This window comes from Shewanella chilikensis (assembly GCF_037953065.1).
Taxonomy (GTDB): Bacteria; Pseudomonadota; Gammaproteobacteria; order Enterobacterales; family Shewanellaceae; genus Shewanella; species Shewanella chilikensis.
Genome location: NZ_CP149966.1, coordinates 2,544,639 through 2,567,105, shown reverse-complemented (window position 1 = coordinate 2,567,105; position 22,467 = coordinate 2,544,639). Strand labels below are relative to the sequence as shown.

The 22,467-nt window shown below is 50.3% G+C and carries 23 protein-coding genes and 2 tRNA genes; 20 read left to right on the top strand and 5 right to left on the bottom strand.

Annotation, left to right across the window (positions count from 1 at the left end; translation table 11 throughout):
- Positions 1–55 precede the first annotated feature (55 nt).
- Positions 56–703, bottom strand: coding sequence for a nucleoside triphosphate pyrophosphatase (locus tag WKR14_RS11715; RefSeq protein WP_339086225.1), 648 nt, complete (start codon positions 701–703; stop codon positions 56–58).
- A 274-nt stretch (positions 704–977) separates the two neighbouring features.
- Between WKR14_RS11715 and yceD the strand changes: the two genes are divergently transcribed.
- The 11 genes from yceD (at position 978) to WKR14_RS11660 (ending at position 9,555) form a co-directional block, all read left to right on the top strand.
- Positions 978–1,502: a 23S rRNA accumulation protein YceD gene (yceD, locus tag WKR14_RS11710; protein ID WP_101055158.1), complete on the top strand. Its 525-nt coding sequence runs from the start codon at positions 978–980 to the stop codon at positions 1,500–1,502.
- Positions 1,503–1,518: 16 nt separating this feature from the next.
- Positions 1,519–1,689 carry a 50S ribosomal protein L32 gene (gene rpmF, locus WKR14_RS11705; protein ID WP_025009546.1) on the top strand — a complete coding sequence of 57 codons (171 nt, stop codon included), beginning with the start codon at positions 1,519–1,521 and terminating at the stop codon, positions 1,687–1,689.
- A 15-nt stretch (positions 1,690–1,704) separates the two neighbouring features.
- Positions 1,705–2,733, top strand: coding sequence for a phosphate acyltransferase PlsX (gene plsX, locus WKR14_RS11700; RefSeq protein WP_039033289.1), 1,029 nt, complete (start codon positions 1,705–1,707; stop codon positions 2,731–2,733).
- A 9-nt stretch (positions 2,734–2,742) separates the two neighbouring features.
- Complete coding sequence (locus WKR14_RS11695) at positions 2,743–3,702, top strand: beta-ketoacyl-ACP synthase III (protein ID WP_039033288.1); 960 nt, start codon at positions 2,743–2,745, stop codon at positions 3,700–3,702.
- Positions 3,703–3,831: 129 nt separating this feature from the next.
- The gene (gene fabD, locus WKR14_RS11690) at positions 3,832–4,758 is read left to right on the top strand and encodes an ACP S-malonyltransferase (protein WP_101055198.1); all 927 of its coding nucleotides are present in this window, start codon (positions 3,832–3,834) and stop codon (positions 4,756–4,758) included.
- A gap of 10 nt (positions 4,759–4,768) precedes the next feature.
- Positions 4,769–5,515, top strand: a complete 747-nt coding sequence (gene fabG / locus WKR14_RS11685) for a 3-oxoacyl-ACP reductase FabG (RefSeq protein WP_039033287.1) — start codon at positions 4,769–4,771, stop codon at positions 5,513–5,515.
- Between the two features lie 163 nt (positions 5,516–5,678).
- Positions 5,679–5,912 (top strand): acyl carrier protein, encoded by a 234-nt coding sequence (acpP, locus tag WKR14_RS11680; RefSeq protein WP_006081231.1) that lies wholly within the window; start codon positions 5,679–5,681, stop codon positions 5,910–5,912.
- Between the two features lie 192 nt (positions 5,913–6,104).
- Entirely contained in the window at positions 6,105–7,343 is a 1,239-nt protein-coding gene (gene fabF, locus WKR14_RS11675; RefSeq protein ID WP_234556466.1) for a beta-ketoacyl-ACP synthase II, read from the top strand.
- Positions 7,344–7,503: 160 nt separating this feature from the next.
- Positions 7,504–7,872: a hypothetical protein gene (locus WKR14_RS11670; RefSeq protein ID WP_101055154.1), complete on the top strand. Its 369-nt coding sequence runs from the start codon at positions 7,504–7,506 to the stop codon at positions 7,870–7,872.
- Positions 7,873–7,942: 70 nt separating this feature from the next.
- Positions 7,943–8,422, top strand: a complete 480-nt coding sequence (locus WKR14_RS11665; protein ID WP_165564990.1) for an acyl-CoA thioesterase — start codon at positions 7,943–7,945, stop codon at positions 8,420–8,422.
- Between the two features lie 254 nt (positions 8,423–8,676).
- Complete coding sequence (locus WKR14_RS11660; RefSeq protein WP_101055150.1) at positions 8,677–9,555, top strand: NAD(P)-dependent oxidoreductase; 879 nt, start codon at positions 8,677–8,679, stop codon at positions 9,553–9,555.
- An 80-nt stretch (positions 9,556–9,635) separates the two neighbouring features.
- Here WKR14_RS11660 and WKR14_RS11655 read toward each other — a convergent pair whose 3' ends face one another.
- Positions 9,636–12,935: a DUF748 domain-containing protein gene (locus WKR14_RS11655; RefSeq protein WP_339086216.1), complete on the bottom strand. Its 3,300-nt coding sequence runs from the start codon at positions 12,933–12,935 to the stop codon at positions 9,636–9,638.
- Positions 12,936–13,215: 280 nt separating this feature from the next.
- Positions 13,216–13,602: a VOC family protein gene (locus WKR14_RS11650; RefSeq protein WP_101055146.1), complete on the bottom strand. Its 387-nt coding sequence runs from the start codon at positions 13,600–13,602 to the stop codon at positions 13,216–13,218.
- 595 nt (positions 13,603–14,197) lie between these two features.
- On the opposite strand from WKR14_RS11650, the gene abiEi reads away from it, so the two are divergent.
- From abiEi to WKR14_RS11620, 6 genes are all read left to right on the top strand, one after another.
- Positions 14,198–14,722, top strand: coding sequence for a type IV toxin-antitoxin system AbiEi family antitoxin (gene abiEi / locus WKR14_RS11645; RefSeq protein WP_101055144.1), 525 nt, complete (start codon positions 14,198–14,200; stop codon positions 14,720–14,722).
- Positions 14,723–14,963: 241 nt separating this feature from the next.
- Positions 14,964–15,608 carry a UvrY/SirA/GacA family response regulator transcription factor gene (uvrY, locus tag WKR14_RS11640; protein WP_025009635.1) on the top strand — a complete coding sequence of 215 codons (645 nt, stop codon included), beginning with the start codon at positions 14,964–14,966 and terminating at the stop codon, positions 15,606–15,608.
- A gap of 91 nt (positions 15,609–15,699) precedes the next feature.
- Complete coding sequence (gene uvrC / locus WKR14_RS11635; protein WP_234554755.1) at positions 15,700–17,529, top strand: excinuclease ABC subunit UvrC; 1,830 nt, start codon at positions 15,700–15,702, stop codon at positions 17,527–17,529.
- 47 nt (positions 17,530–17,576) lie between these two features.
- Entirely contained in the window at positions 17,577–18,125 is a 549-nt protein-coding gene (gene pgsA, locus WKR14_RS11630) for a CDP-diacylglycerol--glycerol-3-phosphate 3-phosphatidyltransferase (RefSeq protein ID WP_039033280.1), read from the top strand.
- A 163-nt stretch (positions 18,126–18,288) separates the two neighbouring features.
- A tRNA-Gly gene (locus WKR14_RS11625) sits at positions 18,289–18,364 on the top strand.
- 36 nt (positions 18,365–18,400) lie between these two features.
- Positions 18,401–18,474: transfer RNA gene (locus WKR14_RS11620), tRNA-Cys, on the top strand.
- 215 nt (positions 18,475–18,689) lie between these two features.
- Here WKR14_RS11620 and WKR14_RS11615 read toward each other — a convergent pair.
- Entirely contained in the window at positions 18,690–18,968 is a 279-nt protein-coding gene (locus tag WKR14_RS11615) for an HU family DNA-binding protein (protein ID WP_101055140.1), read from the bottom strand.
- Between the two features lie 215 nt (positions 18,969–19,183).
- On the opposite strand from WKR14_RS11615, the gene WKR14_RS11610 reads away from it, so the two are divergent.
- Together WKR14_RS11610 and WKR14_RS11605 are read left to right on the top strand one after the other, a co-directional pair.
- The gene (locus WKR14_RS11610) at positions 19,184–20,638 is read left to right on the top strand and encodes a L,D-transpeptidase family protein (protein WP_226564036.1); all 1,455 of its coding nucleotides are present in this window, start codon (positions 19,184–19,186) and stop codon (positions 20,636–20,638) included.
- Between the two features lie 213 nt (positions 20,639–20,851).
- Positions 20,852–21,400, top strand: coding sequence for a DUF882 domain-containing protein (locus WKR14_RS11605; protein ID WP_101055135.1), 549 nt, complete (start codon positions 20,852–20,854; stop codon positions 21,398–21,400).
- Here the strand turns inward: WKR14_RS11605 and WKR14_RS11600 are convergent.
- Positions 21,288–21,791, bottom strand: a complete 504-nt coding sequence (locus WKR14_RS11600) for a hypothetical protein (RefSeq protein ID WP_165564994.1) — start codon at positions 21,789–21,791, stop codon at positions 21,288–21,290. The two genes, WKR14_RS11605 and WKR14_RS11600, sit on opposite strands and share 113 nt — an antisense overlap.
- Positions 21,792–22,089: 298 nt before the next feature.
- Between WKR14_RS11600 and rplY the strand changes: the two genes are divergently transcribed.
- On the top strand, positions 22,090–22,377 hold the full coding sequence (gene rplY, locus WKR14_RS11595) for a 50S ribosomal protein L25 (RefSeq protein ID WP_039033277.1): 288 nt from the start codon (positions 22,090–22,092) through the stop codon (positions 22,375–22,377).
- Positions 22,378–22,467: the final 90 nt, after the last annotated feature.

The following is a 22,467-nucleotide window of genomic DNA, read 5'->3' as shown; positions in this document are numbered from 1 at the left end:
GGCGAGCGAGCTACAAGCAAAGAGAAGCAAGAGTGCAATTCAGTGTTTGAATGCTTTAGCTTCCGGACGATGCAGTATCTCCCAATACTTTAATCCCCTGACGGGAGAGCATTTCGATAAGCAGGATTAAGGGTAAACCTATTAGTGTATTGGGATCCCGTCCTTCGAGGGCTCGGAACAGGGCGATGCCCAAGCCTTCACACTTAAAGCTGCCGGCACACCAGAGTGGTTGCTCGCGGCGAACATAATCGACGATTTCATCTTGGCTCAGGTTTCTGAAATGCACAGTGAAAGGTTCGACTTCCACTTGAGTTCGGTCGCTGCGGCTGTCATAGAGTGCCAGCCCGGTATAAAAGGTAATACTTTTCCCCGAGGCGGCCTGCAATTGCTGGCAGGCTTTCTCTTCAGTCAGTGGCTTGCCGACGATTTGACCATCAATCACGGCAACCTGATCTGAACCTATCACCAGTGCGTTGCTTAGCTGCTTTGCCCCGGCCTGCGCTTTGGCTGCTGCCAGACGCTTGACCAAATCAAAGGCGGCTTCTCCAGGCAGGGGCGTTTCATCCACTTCAGGAGCCACACACTCAAACGCCAAATCCAATTTTGCCAATAGTGCCTTTCGATAGCTGGAGGTTGAGGCTAAAATCAACTGAGGTTCTGTGGGGGAAACCGCGGCCTTGGTGCTGTCATCTTGGTGGGTCATATCTTGGGTTCCAAAGCGATGTGAGGGCGGATATTGTCGCCAAATTTGCCAATGCCTGGCAAGAGTGGCTTTGAGATGAGATGACTGGCTTTATTTTGCGCGGCAACGGCTTGTGAAGAGTCCTGTGCTTGGGTAGAATTCGGCGTCCGTCAATTTCGAACCCGTTGGAACAGGCCTATGATGGCGAGGACTGCACAGGTTTTATTTCCTTTGCGAGCCACATCATCATTTTTCCTTTGACTCCGGCGGTTTCAAACTATAATATGCGCGCCTTATGCAAACAGTAAAGATACCGGTTTCAATTGATCCCATTCGTGCTGCGACCAGTCGCCTTAGCTATCAAGGTGTTGTTCCTGGTACGCAACTGAAGCGATTGAATGAATTATGTGCCGGCGACTGTTCCGATGTGACAGTGTCAATTGAGTGTGGTGTGGATTTACAGGGGATAGTCTACCTGAAAGGGAAGGCTGTGACGGAGCTCACTCTGCTATGTCAACGCTGCATGACACTATTTACCACAGAGGTTACGGTCGAGTTTAGTTTCAGTCCTTGCCGGAATGAAGCTGAAATCGATGAGCTCCCGGATGCGTATGACCCTATTGAGTGCAATGAAATTGGCGAAGTTCGTCTGCATCAATTGATTGAAGATGAATTGATACTGGCTATGCCCTTGATACCGACCCATGACGAAGATGAATGTCATACAGGTTCCAAGGATGTGGCCATAGGCGAGATTGAAGCCGCTCAAGAGGAGCGTCCAAATCCGTTTGCAGTGTTAGAAAAACTGAAGAGCAAGTAATCCAGGAGACAGATCAATGGCTGTACAACAGAATAAAAAATCTCGTTCAAAGCGCGGTATGCGCCGTTCACACGATGCACTGAGCACTGCTCAGCTGTCTGTAGACGCTACCAGCGGTGAACTGCATCGTCGTCACAATGTGACTGCTGACGGTTTCTACCGTGGCAAAAAGGTAATCAACAAGTAAGTTGTTGATTGTCTTATGACGAGTCTGACGCTTGCGTTAGATGCGATGGGTGGCGACCATGGCCCCCACGTGACTGTGCCTGCAGCCCTGCAGGCACTTAAATTATATCCGGATCTCAGGTTTATTCTGGTTGGTGATCAAGACCAGATACAACCATACCTGGCCCAATGCGGGCAAGACATTACCGATAGAATTGAACTTAGACATACCACTGAAGTGGTCAGTATGTCTGACAGGCCAGTGCATGCTTTGCGTTGTCGGCGTGACAGCTCCATGCGTCGGGCGCTGGATGCTGTGCATAAAGGTGAGGCTCAGGCGTGTGTCAGCGCGGGTAATACCGGTGCCTTGATGGCCATGGCCAAGGTGGTGCTAAAGACGCTGCCGGGCATAGACAGACCCGCGTTGGTCAGTTGTCTTCCCACCATCAACCATAAGCCAGTCTATCTGCTGGATCTCGGGGCCAATGTGTCTTGTGATTCAGATACTTTGTTCCAGTTTTCCGTCATGGGTTCAGTACTCTGCGAAGCCGTGACCAAACAACCCAGACCCAAGGTCGCGCTGCTCAATGTCGGCAGCGAAGAGATCAAAGGCAACGACCAGGTGCAGCAGGCTGCCCAGTTGTTGCAACATACTCCTCAAATCAATTATCAAGGTTTTATCGAAGGGGATGAGATTTACCGCGGCAAAGTCGATGTGATTGTCTGCGACGGTTTTGTCGGTAATATTACCCTGAAAACTTCAGAAGGCATTGCCAGACTGTTGATCCATCAGCTTAAGGAAGGGCTGACCCGAGGCTTTTTTGTACGCATGTTGGCCAAATTATTGGCTCCCAGTATTCAAAGCGTGCTGAAACAGATGAACCCCGACCACTATAACGGAGCAAGTCTGATAGGATTGCGCGGAATAGTCGTCAAGAGCCATGGGAATGCGGATGAAACTGCCTATTTACAAGCGATTAGCTTGGCAGTCACTGAAGCAAGACGTCGACTCCCAGAGATGATCAAGCAGCGTCTCGAGTCGATACTTTTAGATATAAACAGCTGATTTCTCCTTATGCATACAAAAATTCTTGGAACTGGCAGTTATCTGCCGGCGCAGGTGCGTAGCAATCAGGATCTGGAAAAAATGGTGGAAACCAGTGACCAGTGGATTGTTGAGCGCACGGGTATTTCTGAGCGTCGGATCGCTGATGCCAGTGAAACGGTTGCCACTATGGGTTATCAGGCGGCGTTGAAGGCCATTGAAATGGCAGGCATCGAAGCCGGCGAACTCGATATGATTATCTGCGGCACCACAAGTGCGGCAAACGCTTTTCCGGCTGCTGCCTGTGAAGTGCAGGCCATGTTGGGGGTTCATACCATCCCCGCATTTGATGTCGCGGCCGCTTGTTCCGGCTTTGTCTATGCGCTGTCGGTTGCCGATCAGTTCGTGAAAACCGGTGCGGCCAAGAAAGTGCTGGTAATAGGCGCCGATGTGCTTTCCAGGCTCTGTGAGCCGGAAGATAGAACCACCATTATTCTCTTTGGTGATGGTGCCGGTGCCGCCGTGGTGGGCGCCAGTGAAGAACCGGGGATCATCTCTACCCACATCTATGCTGATGGTCGTCATGGTGAACTGCTCAAATGCGCCTTTCCGCCCAGAGCCGGAGAAACCTCTGAAGCCGTGGGCTTTATGACCATGAAGGGCAACGATGTCTTCAAGGTCGCCGTCACTCAGTTGTCCCATGTGGTGACAGAAACCCTGAGATTGAATAACGTCGACAAGTCAGAAATAGATTGGTTGGTGCCACATCAGGCCAATTTCCGCATTATTAATGCTACAGCCAAGAAATTGGACATGAGTCTTGATAAAGTGGTGCTGACGCTGGCCAAACATGGCAATACTTCAGCTGCCTCTGTACCTATTGCACTGGATGAAGCGGTGCGCGATGGCCGCATCAAGCGCGGGCAACTCCTGCTGCTTGAGGCCTTTGGTGCCGGTTTTGCCTGGGGTAGCGCTTTGGTTCGCTTCTGATACTCAGTGCCTACTTGCTTCGCACAAGTGAGTAGGACGTCTCAATGCATACTAGTTGATCTGCCGGGCAGATCAGTAGACTCGGGCAGCGGCATCAGCTTTGCTGCCTGCAATCATAGGTAAATGAATATGGAAAATTTCGCTTTCGTGTTCCCGGGACAAGGTTCTCAGGCTGTAGGCATGCTTGCTGATCTTGCCGAAGGCTATCCGGTCGTGACCGAGACTTTTCGTGAAGCCAGTGAAGTGCTGGGTTACGACTTGTGGCAGCTTGTCCAGCAAGGTCCGGCCGAAACTCTTAACGAGACTGACAAGACCCAGCCTGCCTTGCTGAGTGCCAGTGTCGCTCTGTATCGCGCCTGGCAAGCAGCCGGCAAAGCCGCGCCCTGCGTGATGGCGGGTCATAGCCTAGGTGAATACTCGGCGCTGGTATGTGCCGGGGTGCTCAAGTTTACCGATGCCGTTAAGTTGGTTGAGCTGCGTGGTCAGTTGATGCAACAAGCCGTTCCTGCCGGAACCGGCGCCATGTTTGCCATCATAGGCCTGGATAACGACGCTATTGCCAAGGCCTGTGAAGACAGTGCTGAAGGCGCTGTGGTTAGCCCGGTTAACTACAATAGCCCAGGCCAGGTGGTGATTGCCGGTGAAAAAAACGCAGTTGAGCGCGCCGCCGCAGCCTGCAAGGCTGCAGGCGCCAAAATGGCGGTTGCCTTGCCTGTGAGCGTGCCTTCCCATTGCGCTTTAATGAAGCCCGCTGCCGATAAATTGGCCACTGCTCTGGGTGATATCGAATTTAGTCTGCCGCAAATCCCAGTGATCAACAATGCGGATGTCGCCCAGCCTCAAGATGCTGCTGATATCCGTGATGCCTTGGTTCGTCAGCTATACAGCCCTGTGCGCTGGACCGAAACCGTGGAAGCCATGGCTGCCATGGGCGTCACCGAGCTCTATGAGGTGGGGCCGGGTAAAGTCTTGACCGGGCTTTGCAAACGCATTAACAAATCCCTTACTGCCAAGGCAGTCAACGATGCCGCTTCTTTGGCTGCATTGATCGAATAAGGAGCTTTTCATGAGCGTAACATTAGACTTAACCGGCAAGATTGCCCTGGTTACCGGCGCCAGCCGTGGTATTGGCAAGTCGATTGCAACGACTCTGGCCGAAGCCGGTGCTACAGTATTCGGTACTGCAACCAGTGAGCGCGGCGCCGAAGCCATCTCGGCTTATTTGGGCGATAAGGGCCAGGGTTTGGTGCTGAATGTCACAGATCCACAATCTGTTGAAAATTTATTTGCCTCGATCAAAGAAAAAGCCGGCGATGTTGATATTCTGGTGAACAACGCTGGCATCACCCGTGACAATTTATTGATGCGGATGAAAGAGGATGAGTGGCAGGATATCCTGGACACCAACCTGACGTCTCTTTTCAGGTTATCCAAGCCAGTGATGCGCTCAATGATGAAGAAACGTCATGGCCGTATCATCAATATTGGTTCTGTGGTAGGTACCATGGGCAATGCAGGCCAAGTAAATTACTCTGCGGCCAAAGCGGGTTTGATCGGATTTACAAAATCTCTCGCCAGAGAGGTTGCATCTCGTCAAATTACAGTTAATGCTATTGCTCCTGGTTTTATCCAGACAGATATGACGGATGAGCTGACAGAAGATCAGCAACAGGCCATCATGTCCCAGGTTCCAATGGAGCGCTTGGGTCAGGCACAGGAAATTGCCAACGCCGTGCTCTTTTTGGCCTCGGATGCTGCTGCTTACATCACTGGGGAAACCTTGCATGTAAATGGCGGGATGTATATGGTTTAAGGGCGAATGGCAGGGATACTGTCGCAATTGGGTGGTGATCTGCAGCAATTGAGGGCTTAAAATCGTGGTTAGACCACAAATTCTAGGCTTGCAATGTTGGTCAAATCTAATAAACTACTCGCAATCTTACGCAAGTGCGTAATTTGAATAGGAAAGAAAACTAATGAGCAACATCGAAGAACGTGTAAAGAAAATCATCGTAGAGCAACTGGGCGTTAAAGAAGAAGACGTTAAGCCAGCAGCTTCTTTCGTAGACGATCTGGGTGCAGATTCTCTGGACACTGTTGAGTTGGTTATGGCTCTGGAAGAAGAGTTTGATACCGAGATCCCTGATGAGGAAGCTGAGAAAATCACTACCGTTCAGGCAGCGATCGATTACGTTTCCAAGAATCAGTAATCCAGAATTCCAGAAAACAGGCGGCATAATTGCCGCCTGTTTTTGTTTTCGCCCCGTCAGTTTCTGGTTGTACCAGTATCAGCCGATGCATTATCGTGTCTTGTGACCATTCGGCTGCTGGCCGGAGGCAATGGTAGGCTGCAACAGTTTGGCCTATCATGGTAATTCACCCGTTAATCAAAGGTGGACACAGTGACTAAACGTCGAGTTGTTATCACTGGCCTGGGTCTGGTGACCCCGGTCGGCAACACAGTGGACAGCACCTGGCAAGCCTTGCTGGCAGGTCAGAGCGGTATCGCACCTATCACCAAGTTTGATGCCAGCGAATTCAGCACCCGTTTTTCAGGCTCAGTCAAAGATTTTGACGTAGAGCAGTATCTGTCCCGTAAAGACGCCCGCAAGATGGATCTCTTTATTCAGTATGGTATGGCTGCCGGCATTCAGGCCATGCGCGACTCCGGATTGGAGATGGATAAAGAAGATCCCAGTCGAGTCGGAACCGCTATCGGCGCCGGTATGGGCGGCATGTGGTTGATTGAGCAAAACCACAGCGCCTTAATGGCCGGTGGCCCACGTAAAATTTCCCCCTTCTTTGTGCCCAGCACCATTATCAATATGATTGCTGGTCATCTGTCGATTATGTACGGCATGACAGGCCCTAACTTTGCGGTGACAACCGCCTGTACCACAGGGGTTCACAACATAGGTTTTGCAGCCCGAACCATAGCTTATGGCGATGCCGATGTGATGGTGGCCGGTGGCGCAGAAGATGTCACCTGTCCACTGGGCGTTGGGGGCTTTGCTGCAGCCAAGGCTTTGTCTACCCGTAATGATGACCCTCAAGCGGCCAGCCGCCCATGGGATAAAGACAGAGACGGTTTTGTTATCGGCGACGGCGCCGGGGTACTGGTACTGGAAGAGTATGAGCGCGCCAAGGCTCGCGGTGCCAAGATTTATGCCGAGCTGGTTGGTTTCGGTATGAGCGGCGATGCCTTCCATATGACCTCACCTCCAGCCGATGGCGCCGGCGCTGCGGCAGCCATGAAAAATGCGCTGAGAGATGCAAGCCTGGCACCCGAAAGCATAGATTATATTAACGCTCACGGTACTTCTACGCCGGCGGGCGATAAGGCCGAAGCGGCGGCAGTGAAGTCCATCTTTGGCGATCATGCCTACAAGCTGATGGTGAGCTCCACCAAGTCGATGACGGGTCATTTGCTCGGTGCTGCCGGGGCAGTGGAAACCATTTTTTCTGTATTGGCCCTTAAAGATCAGGTAGTTCCGCCTACCATCAACCTGGACAATCCGGATGAAGGTTGCGATCTGGACTTTGTTGCCTATACCGCACGTCAGACCAAGGTAGAGCATGTGCTATGTAACTCTTTCGGGTTTGGTGGCACCAATGGTTCCTTGTTGCTGAAGCGAGTTTAAGATTCAACGTCTTGAAAAAGCGCCTGATGGCGCTTTTTTTAGCTTTAAAATCAGTTAGTCATATGCTCAAGGTAAACCCAGAATTAACCTTTGTTCATCTCTATTGGCATTCTTTGAATATAGCGCCAGAATCCCGCCAAATGATTCTGGAGTTTTCACTATGCTCAATCCTGCAATGTTTCCTGTTATGGCTATGCTCGGGGCGATTGCTGCCAATTTGACTGAGTTGGTACGGGGAGAAAACAGCCGCTGGCAACCGGCGATGGAGATTGGTGTTCGCACTTTCAGTTTGGCCATCGCCGCCTATACAGTGCTCTGGTTTGCCTTACTGACAGCGGCGGTTTATGCCGGTGGTGATGCCGATGTGATGGCCGGGGTAGAGGTGCTGGGTATCTTCCTGCTGGCGATGGGAATTTACTCACTGTTTCATCTGTCCCGTTTTATCAATAGCAAAGTGCAGCTGTGGATCTATCGGCTGGCCTTACTTCTGGTGATTGGCGGAAGTTTCCTGGTATCTAAGTTTGGGTGATCGCGAAATTTTCGCGTACACTCTCAGCCAAGTGCGGTCAGCAGACCGCCAAGCCTGATGAGAGGATCCTATGGCAGGAACAGAGAGACAGATAACCCTGAGGTTTTTGGCCGAGCCCGCAGACGTCAACTTTGGTGGCAAGGTACACGGCGGCGCAGTAATGAAGTGGATTGACTTAGCAGCCTATGCCTGTGCGGCCGGTTGGAGCGGTAAATACTGCATCACGGTTTACGCCGGTGGGATCAGGTTTGTCAAACCTATTCATGTGGGCAATATAGTGGAGGTGAGTGCCAAGGTGATCTATACCGGCAGTACCTCCATGCATATAGGTTTAGATGTCAAAGCCGGCGATCCCAAGGATTCAGAGCGCCAGTTAACCACTCACTGTATCGTCATCATGGTGGCGGTAGACGATGAAGGTAAACCAACGCCTGTGCCTGAATGGCAGCCGATATCGGCAAGAGACATAGAGCTTAGGGATTCGGCAATCAAGTTGATGGAGATGCGTAAGAAAATCGGTGCGGAAATGGAAGCACACGTTCATCCTTAAGTTTTGATTTCAAGAGCCACATTCGTGGCTCTTTTCTGTATGCGGGATGCTGAGTTTGCCTGTATCAACTTCTCCTTTACGCTGCCCCATGGCAAAATGCGGCTTAAACATCGGCTCGAATTGTCACTCTCGGCTTTGGTTTAAACTAAGAATTTTGCTTTAAACCAAAACCTTGGCTTTACGCCAAAGGTTTTGAAGCATGGCCGGCAATCGGGCCAGCCTGTTCCCGCACTTAAAACAATCAAGGAAATATCATGGCGAATGTCGCATTTCTCGGTCTAGGTGTTATGGGGTATCCCATGGCTGGGCATCTGCAAAAACAGGGACACCAGGTCACTGTTTACAACCGTACTTTCTCCAAGGCTGAGGCCTGGGCGGTAGAGTTTGGTGGGCGCTGCTGCGCAACTCCGGCCCAAGCTGCCGAGGGGCAGGACATTGTTTTTGCCTGCGTCGGCAATGATGATGACTTACGCCAGGTTGTGCTGGGAGAAGAGGGCGCTGTGCATGGTATGGCTCCGGGCAGTATCTTTGTCGATCACACTACAGCCTCATGCGATGTGGCGCGGGAGTTGGCCGCTTTGCTGGCCGAGAAGGAAATTGCTTTTATGGACGCACCTGTCTCCGGCGGTCAGGCCGGTGCCGAGAATGGGGTATTGACCATTATGGCCGGCGGCTCTGAAGCGGTATTTGCGCGGGTAAAACCTGTGATGGCTGCTTATGCCCGCTGCGCCGAACTATTGGGAGATGTTGGCGCCGGGCAGTTGACCAAGATGGTCAATCAAATCTGTATCGCTGGGGTGGTACAAGGTTTGGCCGAAGCCATGCATTTTGCCAAGAGCGCCGGGCTCGATGGCGAAAAGGTGGTTGAGGTGATCAGCAAAGGCGCGGCCCAGAGCTGGCAGATGGAAAATCGTCACAAGACCATGCTGAAGGGGGAGTATGATTTTGGATTTGCGGTGGACTGGATGCGCAAAGATTTAGGTATAGCCCTCAATGAAGCCAGACGTAATGGTTCGCATCTGCCGCTGACTGCCATGGTTGATCAGTTTTACGCAGAAGTGCAGGCAATGGGCGGCAATCGCTGGGATACTTCCAGTTTGATGGCGCGTCAGGAAAAGTGTCGCAACAAGTAATCCCCTGATAAGAAAGTCTGATCTCAGATCTGGATAAAAAGGCGCGCATGCGCGCCTGGTTCCGGGGATATCGATATTGATTACTCGGCATTCAGCGACAAAATTGCCTGAGAAGCATCCTGTTTCATCTCTGTTTTACTGTCCAGCAGGAAGACTCTTTCCGGGGCGACGGCTGCGCTGTCCACCAGGAAGGCTTTAATGGCCTGGGCCCTGGCCTGAGCCAGATTAGCCAGCTCGTTATTGCTGATCTCCTGAGCGCTGAGCAGTTGGTTGTAAAGGCCCATATGCCAGACGGTGAGCAGGGTATCTTCATCGACTCTTTCACCGTTGGCCTTTTCGGCAAGTCTTTGCTTCACTTTGTCTTTTTCCGCATCGGCATCCAGTTTGAGCTGTTGCTCGAACAATTCCACCAGAGCATCTGCCAGCTTACCCTGGGTAGGGAATCGACTGGCGCTCAGTTCATCCGGCAGGGCTGTAAGCTTGCTGGTCTTGAGCAGTTGCAGCTGCAGTTTTTGCTCTGCCAGCGCCTCACTGTCTTCCCGCAGCGCCACGCTGCCTTCAATGCTCAATTGCAGCTTGGGCCTGTCATCCAGCGCCTTGGCCAGCTTGCTCAGCTTATCTTCGGCGTCAGCGTCCAGCGTGGCTATACCGGGTTGGAAAGCGACCAGGTTCAGCTCTTCATCACTGCCAACCAGACCGGCCAATAAAGAGAAGGGGGCGGTGACCGCCTTGGTGATGACATTGGTGATGGCGGTCATCACTATACTGCCGAAGCTGAAACTTGGACTGTCGAGATCGCCTGAAACCTGTAAGCCAAGATCTATCACCCCATGTCTGTCCTGCAAAAGGGCGATAGCCAAGGTAATCGGCAAACTGGTGGCCAGATCGGAATCACTGGGTTTACCCAGCTTAAGTTGATCTATCACCAGATGATTGTCTCCCTTCAGCTGGTTGTCTTCCAGTTGATAGTTGAGTGCCAAAGACAGCTGCCCCTTGTCTATATAGTAACCGGCATAGGTGCCCGAATAGGGATTCACCGAGGTCAATTCGACACTCTTGAATACCAAATCCAGATCCAGATAAGGTTTTTCCAGCAGCGGGTTCACTTCCCCCCTTAAGGTGACTGGAGCATACTTGTCTATCTTGCCCTTGATATCGACACTGGCCTTGGTTCCCGGGGTAGAGGACAGTTGGCTTATCTTGCCTTCCAGCGCCTCGATACCTGAAGCAAAGTTAGGAGTGAGGGAGTTATCGGCGAAATAGGCCGAGCCGTTGTTGATGGCAATGCTGCCGATATCCAGTTTAAATGCCTTATCAGCCGAGGCTTTGGCGTTGGTTTTTGTCTTGGCGGCCGTTTGCTGCGGCGCTTCGATTGTTTGGCTTTGCTTTGTCTGCGACTGAGCCACTGAGTTTTCACCAAGAGGTTCGGCGCGGATCAGCTCGCCGATATTAGTGCGCTTATCTTCGGTGATCATCACCTTGGCATATGGCTTATCCAGCAATATATTACTGATTTTGAGGCTGTTTGCTTCGGAATCAAAGCTCATCTCATCTATGGCCATATTCTGCCATTTCAGCAGAGGCTCAAATGCCAATCCATCCTTGATAAGCAGTTTGCCAATTGCGGCTTGTCCCTGAAAATGGGCCTTACCCTCAGCGTTGGCAATGAACTTGCCCTGAGTGCTCAACTTGCCGCTTTCAAGCTGCATATTGAGATAGGGTGCCAGATAGGGTTGGAACTGCTGCAGCTCCAACTCAGTCAGCGCCAGCTCGCCATTGACAGTGAATGCCTTGGCATCTATCGCGCCTGTGGAGCTGAACTGGCCTTGGCTGGTTTCCGGTGGGTTTTGGGCATCAGAACTCAGCGCCAGCTGCAACTGGTAGTTTATGTTTCCTTCGAAATTGGAACGCACTGGACCTGTGGTGATATCCAATGGATAGACACGCCAGTGGACACCATTGCTTTGCTGCTGCTCAAACAGATTGAGATCTGTATCTTTGAGACTGATTTTGCCAATAGTCAGCAGCCATTGCTTGTCTTGCTCCAGGGCTTTGTTTGTCTCTGAGGCTTTATGCGCTGTGGCTTTCTCTCGCGCTGTAGCATTATCTTCTACTGTGGCTTTTTCTTTCGCTGTGACTTTTTCTTTCGCTGTGACTTTTTCTTTCGCTGTGGCCTTATTTTGCGCCTCGGTTTCAGTTGCCGCCTTTGGTTGGGCTACCGCTGGTTCCACTTGAGCCTTGGCCGCGGTGTTATCTGGCTTGGCATTTGTGGCTGGCATAAAGAGCTGCTGTAGATCCAGCCCTTGCTTATCCAGGCGGGCATCGGCCCATAGGCCTTGCAGCGCCAGTTCGTCGATATCGACACTTTGGTTGTCGCCGTCCACCCGAATGTTATCCAGCGCCAACAGCGGTAACTTGACTCTGGCTTGCTGTTGGTCGGAGAACAGCAGATTTTCCAGAATAAACCGACCCTTGTGGGTACTGTAATGCAGTTGCTCTTGTTGCTGTTTCAACTGGTACTGACTTTGGAAGCTGAGTTCGCCGTCACTGAGTTTGGCAGCGATAAGCCCATCGGCAAACGGCCAGAAGGGTAGCAGGGAAATTTTGGCCAGTTGCAGCTCGCCGGTGATTTCAAGTGGCTGCAGTTGAAATTGTCCCTGAGTCTGCAATTGTCCGTTGTCGCTGCCGGTCAAGGATAGGGCATAGCGGTTGGCATCTTTCGCCAGTACAGGTTTGTTCTCGTCTTCCGGCAAACTGAGGCTATAAGCCTTGGTATCCAAAGCTTGCAGGCTGAAATTAAGCTCGTCGTAACTAAGCTCTGTATTGGCGACCTTATCCATATAAGCGAACTTACCCTCTGTTACCCGGATGTCCCGGGCAATAACTCTGGGCGGTTCGGTGGCGTCTTCTGTTGCCTCGGCTTGCGGTGCTTGATTGACTTCAAGGTGGGCAAGCATATCGCTGAAGTTGAATTGAGCTTGGTCATCCTCTGACGCAAGCCTTTGCACATTCACTTGTGGTTCAACGAGATAAATATGATCTATGGCGATGGCCCCTTGGGTCAGTGAGCGCCAAAATGCCAGTTCCAACTCAAGCTGTGTGAAAGACATAAAGACTTGCTGTGGGTTGCTCTCCTGCAGGACGAAATTATCCAGGCGGACTCTGAGAAGGAAGGGGTTGATGCTGATATCCTTCAGGCTGGCCTGACGGCCGAGCAGTTGTTGCAGTTGCTTGGGGGTTTGCGACTTTATCACCCATGGAGCAAGCCCACCAAGCAGCAGGGCGTAGAGGCTATACCCGAGGAGAAGATAGATGCTTGTCTTGATGGCGAGCGGCGCCTGGCGAAAGCGGGAAAAGAGCTGAGTCAGCACATTGGGCATAGCGGTGTGAGATCCCTTGAAGCAGGTTTGCAGCAAAAATTTGGCGTTATTCTAACGCGTATTCGGCATGCTTTGTAAGTCACTTCTGAACCTATAATCTTTGTTATCCGCCCCTGATACATGTGTCATACAAAAAAGAAAATATTGCTAATTCAAGTTGCAATAATTAACAATTTTTTGCTGAACATTTCATCTGTAAGAGGGCGATACCCCAGGCCGGAAAAGTCCGGTATGTTCCGGGTCAACATAGCAAACCCAAACCATAGCTGCTGTTCGTTACTTATGCTTTGGGGCTGCTGTAAGTGATGGCAGCGATAATGGCTCCGCAGGGATCCTTTATCCAGCAAAATCGGCCTACTTGGGGAATATCTTCCGGACCAAAAAGAATATCGCCTCCTAACTCTTTGGCCTTGATAGCGACGGCGTCGATATCCTTCACGGTAATATAGCCGGTCCAGTTGCTAGGCATGGCTGGCGCCGGACTGTCAGTAATACCGCCTATGCTGATGCCGTCATTTTCTATAATGTGGTAGGGGCCTTGTGGTAACTGCATTTTTTTGAAACTCCATCCAAAAATCTCACCGTAAAACCGCATTGCCCGTTCGGAGTCACTGGCGGTTAGTTCATGCCAGCTCAAGGCTCCATGGGTGGTAAAAGGGGAGTTCATAGATAGGTTCTCCTGAAGCAGGGAGGTTGAAATCGCGCTTTTTTAGCGATTTGGTCTGGTTTATCAAACCCGTGGTGAGTTCAGTTTTGAGTTTAGCCGAATCAACCGTGTTTTGCGGTTTTCTTCGAATTGAAGTCGTAAATGTACAAGGCATCAGTGTCTTTAAGGCGTGTAATAGTGGTCGTGATATGAGTCCTGAAAGCAGATTTGAACGTGTTGGTTTTCCTGCCTGGGACGATATTTGAGACTTGGCATCAAAACATCTGTGGACCAATGACTGAGCCAGTATCTTTGGAATTGATCAAGTGCAGCCCTTGGCCTTTTCTTGCTTTGAGGATCATCAACTGAGCCTTGATCAGCAAATAGCTGTTTGTTTTCGGGTGTCGGCTGGGATATCTATCGTTTTTGCTGCGCGTATACGCTGGGGGATTCCTGCACCATTATTCAAAGGCTGATTTAGACTGCTCCGGGCAAAGGATTGCAGCGTTCAGCGTTATAAAGAGGGCTGTTTAGTCAGGCAAGGTCAGCTACCAATAGATCTTAAGTGGACGGTTAGGTATTCTATCATTAACTTTTAAGTTGACTTGATGGCGTTATGGATATCAGTACTGCTTTGCAACGGCTACATCGTTTTGACCGTCAAGGTATCTATGTTTACACCAAAGGGAATCTTAGGCGGGTGTTTTTCGATGATACCCAGGAAGCATTTAAACAAAGCCTGCCTAGGTTGATAAAGCAGGGGATCCTGGAAAGACCCTGCCGCGGTGTATACCTGTTTGCGCTGAGCCGACGAGATTGTTTTGCGGTGGAGCATATCGCCTGTGCGCTGCGGCGTGGTGAGTATAACTATGTTTCGCTGGAATCGGCCCTGTCTGAATATGGTGCGATTTCGCAGATCCCTATCAGCTACCTTACTGTGATGACCACAGGTCGAAAGGGGGTATTCAAGACTCCCTATGGCACTATCGAATTTACCCATACCAAGCGCGATGACATGGATATTTTGCACAATACCATCAAAATTCCGCAAAGACCGCTGCGTATTGCTACAGAAGCGGCTGCCTTGAGAGACCTGAAGCGGGTTGGTCGAAACTTACATATGTTGATAGAAGAGGATTGAAGCTGGCTATGACGCTGTTTTGGATGGTATTTCATTGCATTTGCAAGCAAATTCCTCGGCAACAAAAAACAAGATTGTTGCACACTGATGACAAATGGTACCGATATACGAATGAGTTTCTTTTATAATCATAAAGTTAACTTGCGCTTTTCTATTGTTGGCAGATGGGCTAAATTATCCCAAAGGCTTCGAAGAAACAGGGCTACACAAAAAGGCCGACAATAATTAAGGTGGGTTGAAGTTGATATCCGTATATTTGGTGGATGACCATGAGTTGGTCAGAACCGGGATCCGCCGGATCCTTGAAGATGAAAAAGGCATTAAAGTTGTAGGAGAAGCTGGTGATGGTGAAGCTGCTGTGCAGTGGAGCCGGCAGAATGAAGCCGATGTGATTTTGATGGATATGAATATGCCCGGAATAGGGGGGCTTGAAGCAACCCGGAAAATTCTGCGTTATCAGCCTCATGCCAGAATCATAGTATTGACAATCCACTCAGAGGATCCCTTCCCGACCAAGGTGATGCAGGCCGGAGCTTCCGGTTATTTGACCAAGGGAGCCAAGCCGCCGGAGGTGATCCAAGCTATTCGACAGGTAGCTCACGGTCAGCGATATCTGTCACCGGAAATTGCCCAGCAGATGGCCTTGAGCCAGTTTGATCAGACGGATGAAAACCCTTTCAAATCTCTGTCTGAGCGGGAACTGCAGATCATGATGATGATCACCAATGGTGAGAAGGTCAATGATATCTCCGAGCAGCTGAACCTCAGTCCCAAGACAGTTAACAGCTACCGCTATCGCTTGTTTGCTAAACTGGGGATCAGCGGTGATGTGGAGCTGACCCGGTTGGCGATTCGTTATAAAATGCTCGATACCGGGCAGTTCTGATTTACACAGGGAGCCATGGCTCCCTCTTTCTTTTGTTGTTTTCTGTCCCTGAAATCTTTATCTCCTCAGCCGTTATTCATAGAGTGGGTTCATGCCGCAGGAATTCAATCCCAAGTTTTTTCTTAAAAATCTGACCTCGGCACCGGGCGTCTATCGTATGTACGACAGTGCCGGTAGTGTGATTTATGTGGGCAAGGCCAAAGATCTCAAGAAACGGCTATCGTCTTATTTTCGCAAGAATCTTCCTAATGTGAAGACTCAGGCGCTGGTGTCTCATATCGCCAATATCGATGTAACACTGACTCACAGTGAAACCGAAGCGCTGATCCTGGAAAATGATTACATCAAGCAGTACTTGCCGAAATACAATGTGCTGCTCAGGGATGATAAGTCTTACCCCTTTATTTTGCTGAGCCAGCACAGGCACCCCAGGCTCGCCTACCACAGGGGACCGCAGCGGGAGAAGGGGCAGTATTTTGGGCCTTATCCCAATGGTGGTGCGGTGCGTGAAAGCCTGCATTTGATGCAGAAGCTGTTTCCTATTCGTCAATGTGACGATCTCTACTACAAGGCGCGCTCGCGTCCCTGTTTGCAATACCAGCTCAAGCGTTGTAGCGCTCCTTGTGTCGGCAAGGTCTCAGACGAGGAATATCAGGAGCAGGTCAAGCTGGCAACTCTGTTTCTCAAGGGCAAGGATCAGCAGGTGCTCAGCGCCTTGGTCAAGAAAATGGAACAGGCGGCCGAGTCCATGGCTTATGAACAGGCGGCACGCTATCGGGATCAGATCATGGCGCTCAGGCGGGTGGCTGAGCAGCAGGAAGTGTCATCCAGCCATGGTGATCTTGACGTGATTGGGGTGCACTACGCCTCAGGGGTGGCCTGTTTCCATCTGTTGTTCATTCGCGAGGGTAAGATTTTTGGCAGTCGCAGTTATTACCCCAGCGTGCCGGCGCAGACCGAAATGGCTGAAGTACTCAGAGCCTTTATGCTGCAGTTTTATCTCAATGTTGATATTCAGCGTACTATCCCGCGGGAAATTCTCCTGAGTGACGGCTACGAGGAGTTGGAAGAGTTGGAACAGGTGCTGATGGAAGCGCTGAACAAGAAAGTGGCCATCCGCACCCGAGTCAGGGGTGACAGAGCCGGTTATTTGCGCCTGGCCAAGACCAATGCTACCAATGCGGTCAATACCAAGCTGGCCCACCGCAATACGGTGGAGCAAAGATTTCTGCTGCTTGAAGAGGCGCTTGAACAAAGCACCCCGATTAAACGTATGGAGTGCTTCGATATCAGTCATACCATGGGGGAGAGCACTGTGGCTTCCTGCGTGGTGTTCAATCGCGAAGGGCCGGACAAGAGCGAGTATCGGCGTTACAACATCAAGGGTATTACCCCCGGAGATGATTATGCGGCGATGAAGCAGGCCTTAACTCGCAGGTTTGATAAGGTCAGTGCCCAAGGCAAGATCCCGGATATCGTTTTTATCGATGGCGGCCTTGGGCAACTCAGAATGGCTCAGGAAGTGGTTAACGAGAAGTTTGTCGGCATAGAGGCCGTACCTACGCTTATTGGGGTCGCCAAAGGCGAAAGCCGCAAACCCGGCTTGGAAACCCTTATCTTCGGTGATACCGAAGAGAGCTTTTCACTGCCGGATGATTCGCCGGCGCTGCATCTTATTCAACATATTCGTGATGAATCCCACAGGTTTGCGATTACCGGTCATAGAAATAAACGTCAAAAGACCCGCAACACCTCAAGCTTGGAGTCTATCCCGGGGATTGGTCCCAAAAGACGCAAGGCTTTGCTGCAATATCTGGGCGGATTACAACAAGTGAAGGGGGCAAGTGTGGCAGAATTGGCAAAAGTGCCAGGGATCAGTCCAGAAATGGCTCAAACGATACACGATGCATTGCGGGGGTAGTAAAAATCAGGCAAGATTGGCGCTGCTTTTGATTATTTGGTTTTATCATGCCGTTTAATATACCCATCGCCCTTACCTGGTTTAGGTTGTTCTTACTGCCTGTTTTTGTTCTGGTATTTTACTTTCCGTACACTTGGGCGCCGTTTGTTGCTGCATTTGTTTTCTGGCTTGCAGCTATTACCGACGCCTTGGATGGGTATGCGGCCCGTAAATTGGAGCAGTCCACTCGTTTCGGTGCCTTCCTTGACCCAGTAGCCGATAAGTTGATGGTGACCACGGCTTTAGTGCTGTTGGTCGAAGATTACAACACTATCTGGCTGACCTTGCCGGCGATGTTCATGATAGGACGTGAGTTGGTAATATCAGCACTGCGTGAGTGGATGGCAGAGATAGGTAAACGCGGTGCTGTGGCGGTATCCTGGATCGGTAAATACAAGACTGCTGCCCAGATGGTGGCAATTATCGGCCTTATCTGGAAGCAAGGTGATTGGATGATATATGCCGCTTACGCCTTACTCTATGTGGCAGCTTTCTTAACCTTCTGGTCGATGATCAGCTATATCAAAGCGGCCTGGAAGGATCTGATAGCCGGTTAAAAGGAGCTAATTTGTACCTGGTTGCACAATAATGTTTCGATAAGATTATTTAGTGTCCAAGCAAACAGTTAAGCACTAATTCTTCGTTGACAGTCAGGGTTAAAAGCGTAGAATGCCAATCCGTAGTCAGGGCAGGCTCTGAATACGAAGCAAGAAAAGTGACGCGACATTAGCTCAGTTGGTAGAGCGGTACCTTGCCAAGGTACAGGTCATCGGTTCGAACCCGATATGTCGCTCCAATCTTACACGGCACTCAGATGCTGTGACCTCAAAAAGGCGCGATGGCAGAATGGCTATGCTGCGGATTGCAAATCCGTCGATCTCGGTTCGACTCCGGGTCGCGCCTCCAAATTTAATTCTCCTCATTGAATTCCCTTAAAGTCACTCCAAGCAAACTTAGCCTCTGTTCTCATGCCAAGCATACGTCTGTACCAGTTTATGTCCGTAATAGCGGCTGATTTATATCAGATCCAATCCCAGCCCCAAAGTCAGATACAAGCGTCAGTATCGTTGAAAATAAACATCGCCTTTGTGAAGGGGCAGAGAGCCTGCCCCGAGAACGGATTAATCTTGCAGCAGCGCTTGTTTCAGTGATGGGGAAGCCTTAAAGCTTGGCTGATTGCCGCCGGCAATCTCCAAGGGTTCGCCTGTTTGTGGGTTACGACCGTTGCGGGGAAGGTGGTATCTGAGCTCGAAAGTGCCGAATTGTGGCAGATAAACCTTTTCGCCTTCTCTGAGAGCCTGGGTAAGGCTGGCGAGAATATATTGCAGTTGTACTTTGGCCTGAGACATTGAGATCTGTTGTCTTTCGGCCATCTGCCGAATGAGCATTTTTCTGTTCATTATATTGCCTGTTGCTACTTTGGCAGGATTTTATATCAAAATAATCTCTATAATCACAGTCTTACGCTGATAACTGGTTAATTATCAATCGCTAATGATAAGTTGTCAGTTAAAGTCCTATATTAATCTACGGCTATTCAGCCAGTTGTCTGCAAAATATCATCGAATCACAGCGCATATTTGCCATAATTGAATTTATGTCCCGGGAGGCCGATATGACAAAGTGCGTGTTAATGCCTTTACTGATCATTCTGCTCCTCTGCAGCGCGGTCTTTACAGTGAAAGCCGATGATGCCGCGCTCAGGATCCTGAATAATCAGTTGCAGTTGCTGGCGCTGCTGCCTGAAGGGCAGGAGTTTGCCGAAGATTTACGTTCTATGAGCCGTGGAGATCTCAATTTACAGCTGGAATTGCGTGAGGGGATAGAGCAGGATATTGCCTATTTCTGGAAGCGCCACGGCGTTCCTTTGACCTTCAACACGCTACCTCCTGATGCGGATTCGCTCAGCCGAGCGCTGGCGCTGGAACCTCAGGGGGATGACTATCTGGCCACCAGCAGCCGGATACGCTATTTGATCTGGCTCGCTGAGCGGCATCAATGGCCCAGGTTGGACCCAGGTGGTTGGCTGCGCCCAGGTGACAGCCATCTGCTGATCCCGACGATTGCCAGGCGTTTATATTGGCTTGGTGATCTTGGAGAGACTCCGGGAAATGACAAGCTTTATTCACCGCAGTTGGTTTCGGCGGTAGAAGCGTTTCAGTCCCGCCACGGGCTTAAAACCGATGCCATCATTGGTCCAGATACACTGCGTTGGCTCAATACTGAACCATTGCAACGTGCCCGCATGCTGGCCGGCAACTTTGTCGCTCGCACCGTTTACAAACAGCAACTGGGGAAGCGTTACTTGTTGGTTAATATCCCGGCGTTTGAGTTGACTCTGGTGGATGACAACCAGGTGCAGTTGCGCTCCCGGGTCATAGTCGGTAAACCCTATCGGCAAACCCCACTGCTCAGCAGTGAGATAACCAACATAGTTTTGAATCCAACCTGGACTGTGCCAAGGGGCATATTGAGGCGCGACTTACTGCCGCAGATCCGTAAAGACGGTGAATATCTGCAGCAGCGGCATTTCAATGTCTATGATTATCAGGGCAATAAAGTTGAAGAGAGTGCCGAAGCCTGGCAAAAAGAGGCGAGTGGCCGTTTCCCCTATCGGTTGGTGCAGCAACCGGGTGCCGATAATGCCCTGGGGCGTTACAAATTTCACTTCAGCAATGGCTTTAATGTTTATCTGCATGACACACCGGACAAGCATCTGTTTGCCAAGGCTAATCGCGCCTTGTCATCCGGTTGTATTCGAGTCGACAAGGTGGAAGAGTTGGCGTCTTGGATGGCCAATAATCTGGTGCGGGATAAGAGAAGCTGGCAGCGGATGCAGAGTGATTATCAAACCACTCAATGGTTTGCCTTCGAACAGCGCCTGCCAGTTCATCTGGTTTATTGGACAGCCTGGATAGATGAGTGGGAAAGAACGCAATTTCGCAGCGACATCTATCAGTTGAGTCCCGGGGTTAAGGTGGCTACTCAGGCACAGATGAGATTGGATACTGAATGGGCTAACAAGCCTGAGCCGCGGTCGGGCGGGGAAGCGCATTTGTTAGGCCCTTGAGGTTTACCGACATTATCTTCAACGGATTTTTTTGCCGTTTTGACGGAGCGTTAAGCCTGTTGCACTAACTTAATATGGCACAAGGGATTATCCCATTTTTCACCTATTCTCCGGGAAAAGTTTACCTGCGCTGGGTCCAAATCGGCGCTTGACCTTGGCGTTAATCCCGTATAATTTGCCGCCTTGTGGTTGTTTTTTGTGCAAGGTGAATAAGTGTCAGTAGTATGTCCTGCCCGTAGGCAGTTGTTGATGGGTCTTGGTGGCGCGGCAATGGTTTCTATGCTTCCTTCAAAAGCGATGGCGAGTCGGTCTACCAAAGGTAGTCGATACCTGAGTTTTTATAATCGCCATACAGGGGAGCGTGGCGATGGGACTTATTGGAAAGACGGTCATTATCAGAGTAGCACTCTGTCTCAGTTTAGCCATCTGCTTAGGGATCATCGGCAGAACCTCGCAGCTCCCATGGATAAACGTTTGTTTGATCTCCTGTTCAATCTGCAGCAGACGTTGTCGATTTCTGAAGAGATCCACGTGATTTCAGGTTATCGTTCGCCTAAAACCAATGCCATGTTGGCCGGTAAGAGTAACGGTGTCGCCAAGAAGAGTTACCATATGCGGGGTATGGCGATGGATATCGCGATCCCCGGTGTTAACCTTCAGACTTTGCGTGAGGCTGCCCTGTCATTAAAACTAGGGGGAGTCGGTTATTATCCGAAGTCGGGATTTGTCCACATTGACTGCGGACCGGTGCGCAGTTGGTAGGTTTTTCTACCACAGAAAAGTTGGTTTCTGCCCTGCGGATAAAGCTCTGTTCGCGGGGTTTTCTGTCTTCCAGCAGTACCATCAACTCGCTGAACTGGAATCTGAGACGTAACAGCTCACGGGTTTGCTGCCAGTCGGCGACCAAGGTGTTGAGTCTGTCATAAAAGAGGGCATCTGAGCTCAATTGCTCGATAAGATCCGGGCAGCTGCAGGCACGCATCAGGTGTAACAGATGGCCGCTTTTCTGCTGATTACAGGCAAGAAACTCCAATAAAATCAGGTCGAGCTTCTCCTGTTGAAAGGGAGCATGTTCGATCAGGTAATGGAGTTCCGCTGCTAGTTTATAGCACAGGCTATCATCCCGTATCAGTTGCTGCAGATTGGCGTTCATCGGCCTGCTTCATGTAATAAAACCAGATTACTGAAAGCAGGGTAGCAGCAGCTCGATGGAAAAATTGTGATCTCGATCAGGGTAAAACCTCTGCTAAGCAATGGCTTTTCTTAATGATTACAGATGTTACAGATGAGCAACAGCATGATAGGGGGAAAAGTAGGCTTTTCTTTTACCTTTAAAGGCCAAATCAACTTGTTTGGTTTGCTGCCTTTGTGCTAGTATTCGCCCGCTTTATATGAAGGCAGCTATTGGTCGAAAATAGTTGCCAGTTATTGACTATCTAAAGAGTATTATTATGTCTTACACTATTCCAGCACAAACCCGCACTGAGATTGGGAAAGGTTCGAGCCGCCGCCTGCGTCGTGACGGGAAAGTTCCAGGTGTTATCTATGGCGCCGGCAAAGAAGCCGTTGCCATCGTGTTTGAACACAAAGATATCATTAACATCCAAACCAACGAAGACTTTTATACCAGCGATCTGACCATAGTTCTGGACGGTAAAGAAGTTAAAGTACGTGCCCAGGCTATGCAGCGTCACGTATTTAAGCCAATGATTGAGCACGTAGACTTCGTTTACGCTTAATTTATAATTGGATGTTGAAAAGCGCCCTCAGGGCGCTTTTTTTATGTCTGTATTTGGGATTTTGAGCTGCAGGGACAGTTTAAGTCGCAT

Bases quoted from the DNA above. Each gene is read 5' to 3' on its own strand.
- WKR14_RS11600 (WP_165564994.1), bottom strand. From the start codon at position 21,791: ATGAACGCCAATCTGCAGCAACTGATACGGGATGATAGCCTGTGCTAT.
- WKR14_RS11610 (WP_226564036.1), top strand. From the start codon at position 19,184: ATGACAAAGTGCGTGTTAATGCCTTTACTGATCATTCTGCTCCTCTGC.
- plsX (WP_039033289.1), top strand. From the start codon at position 1,705: ATGACGAGTCTGACGCTTGCGTTAGATGCGATGGGTGGCGACCATGGC.
- WKR14_RS11695 (WP_039033288.1), top strand. From the start codon at position 2,743: ATGCATACAAAAATTCTTGGAACTGGCAGTTATCTGCCGGCGCAGGTG.
- acpP (WP_006081231.1), top strand. From the start codon at position 5,679: ATGAGCAACATCGAAGAACGTGTAAAGAAAATCATCGTAGAGCAACTG.
- yceD (WP_101055158.1), top strand. From the start codon at position 978: ATGCAAACAGTAAAGATACCGGTTTCAATTGATCCCATTCGTGCTGCG.
- WKR14_RS11615 (WP_101055140.1), bottom strand. From the start codon at position 18,968: ATGAACAGAAAAATGCTCATTCGGCAGATGGCCGAAAGACAACAGATC.
- WKR14_RS11715 (WP_339086225.1), bottom strand. From the start codon at position 703: ATGACCCACCAAGATGACAGCACCAAGGCCGCGGTTTCCCCCACAGAA.
- WKR14_RS11665 (WP_165564990.1), top strand. From the start codon at position 7,943: ATGGCAGGAACAGAGAGACAGATAACCCTGAGGTTTTTGGCCGAGCCC.
- WKR14_RS11655 (WP_339086216.1), bottom strand. From the start codon at position 12,935: ATGCCCAATGTGCTGACTCAGCTCTTTTCCCGCTTTCGCCAGGCGCCG.
- WKR14_RS11660 (WP_101055150.1), top strand. From the start codon at position 8,677: ATGGCGAATGTCGCATTTCTCGGTCTAGGTGTTATGGGGTATCCCATG.
- fabD (WP_101055198.1), top strand. From the start codon at position 3,832: ATGGAAAATTTCGCTTTCGTGTTCCCGGGACAAGGTTCTCAGGCTGTA.
- rpmF (WP_025009546.1), top strand. From the start codon at position 1,519: ATGGCTGTACAACAGAATAAAAAATCTCGTTCAAAGCGCGGTATGCGC.
- abiEi (WP_101055144.1), top strand. From the start codon at position 14,198: ATGGATATCAGTACTGCTTTGCAACGGCTACATCGTTTTGACCGTCAA.
- fabG (WP_039033287.1), top strand. From the start codon at position 4,769: ATGAGCGTAACATTAGACTTAACCGGCAAGATTGCCCTGGTTACCGGC.
- WKR14_RS11670 (WP_101055154.1), top strand. From the start codon at position 7,504: ATGCTCAATCCTGCAATGTTTCCTGTTATGGCTATGCTCGGGGCGATT.
- pgsA (WP_039033280.1), top strand. From the start codon at position 17,577: ATGCCGTTTAATATACCCATCGCCCTTACCTGGTTTAGGTTGTTCTTA.
- uvrC (WP_234554755.1), top strand. From the start codon at position 15,700: ATGCCGCAGGAATTCAATCCCAAGTTTTTTCTTAAAAATCTGACCTCG.
- rplY (WP_039033277.1), top strand. From the start codon at position 22,090: ATGTCTTACACTATTCCAGCACAAACCCGCACTGAGATTGGGAAAGGT.
- WKR14_RS11650 (WP_101055146.1), bottom strand. From the start codon at position 13,602: ATGAACTCCCCTTTTACCACCCATGGAGCCTTGAGCTGGCATGAACTA.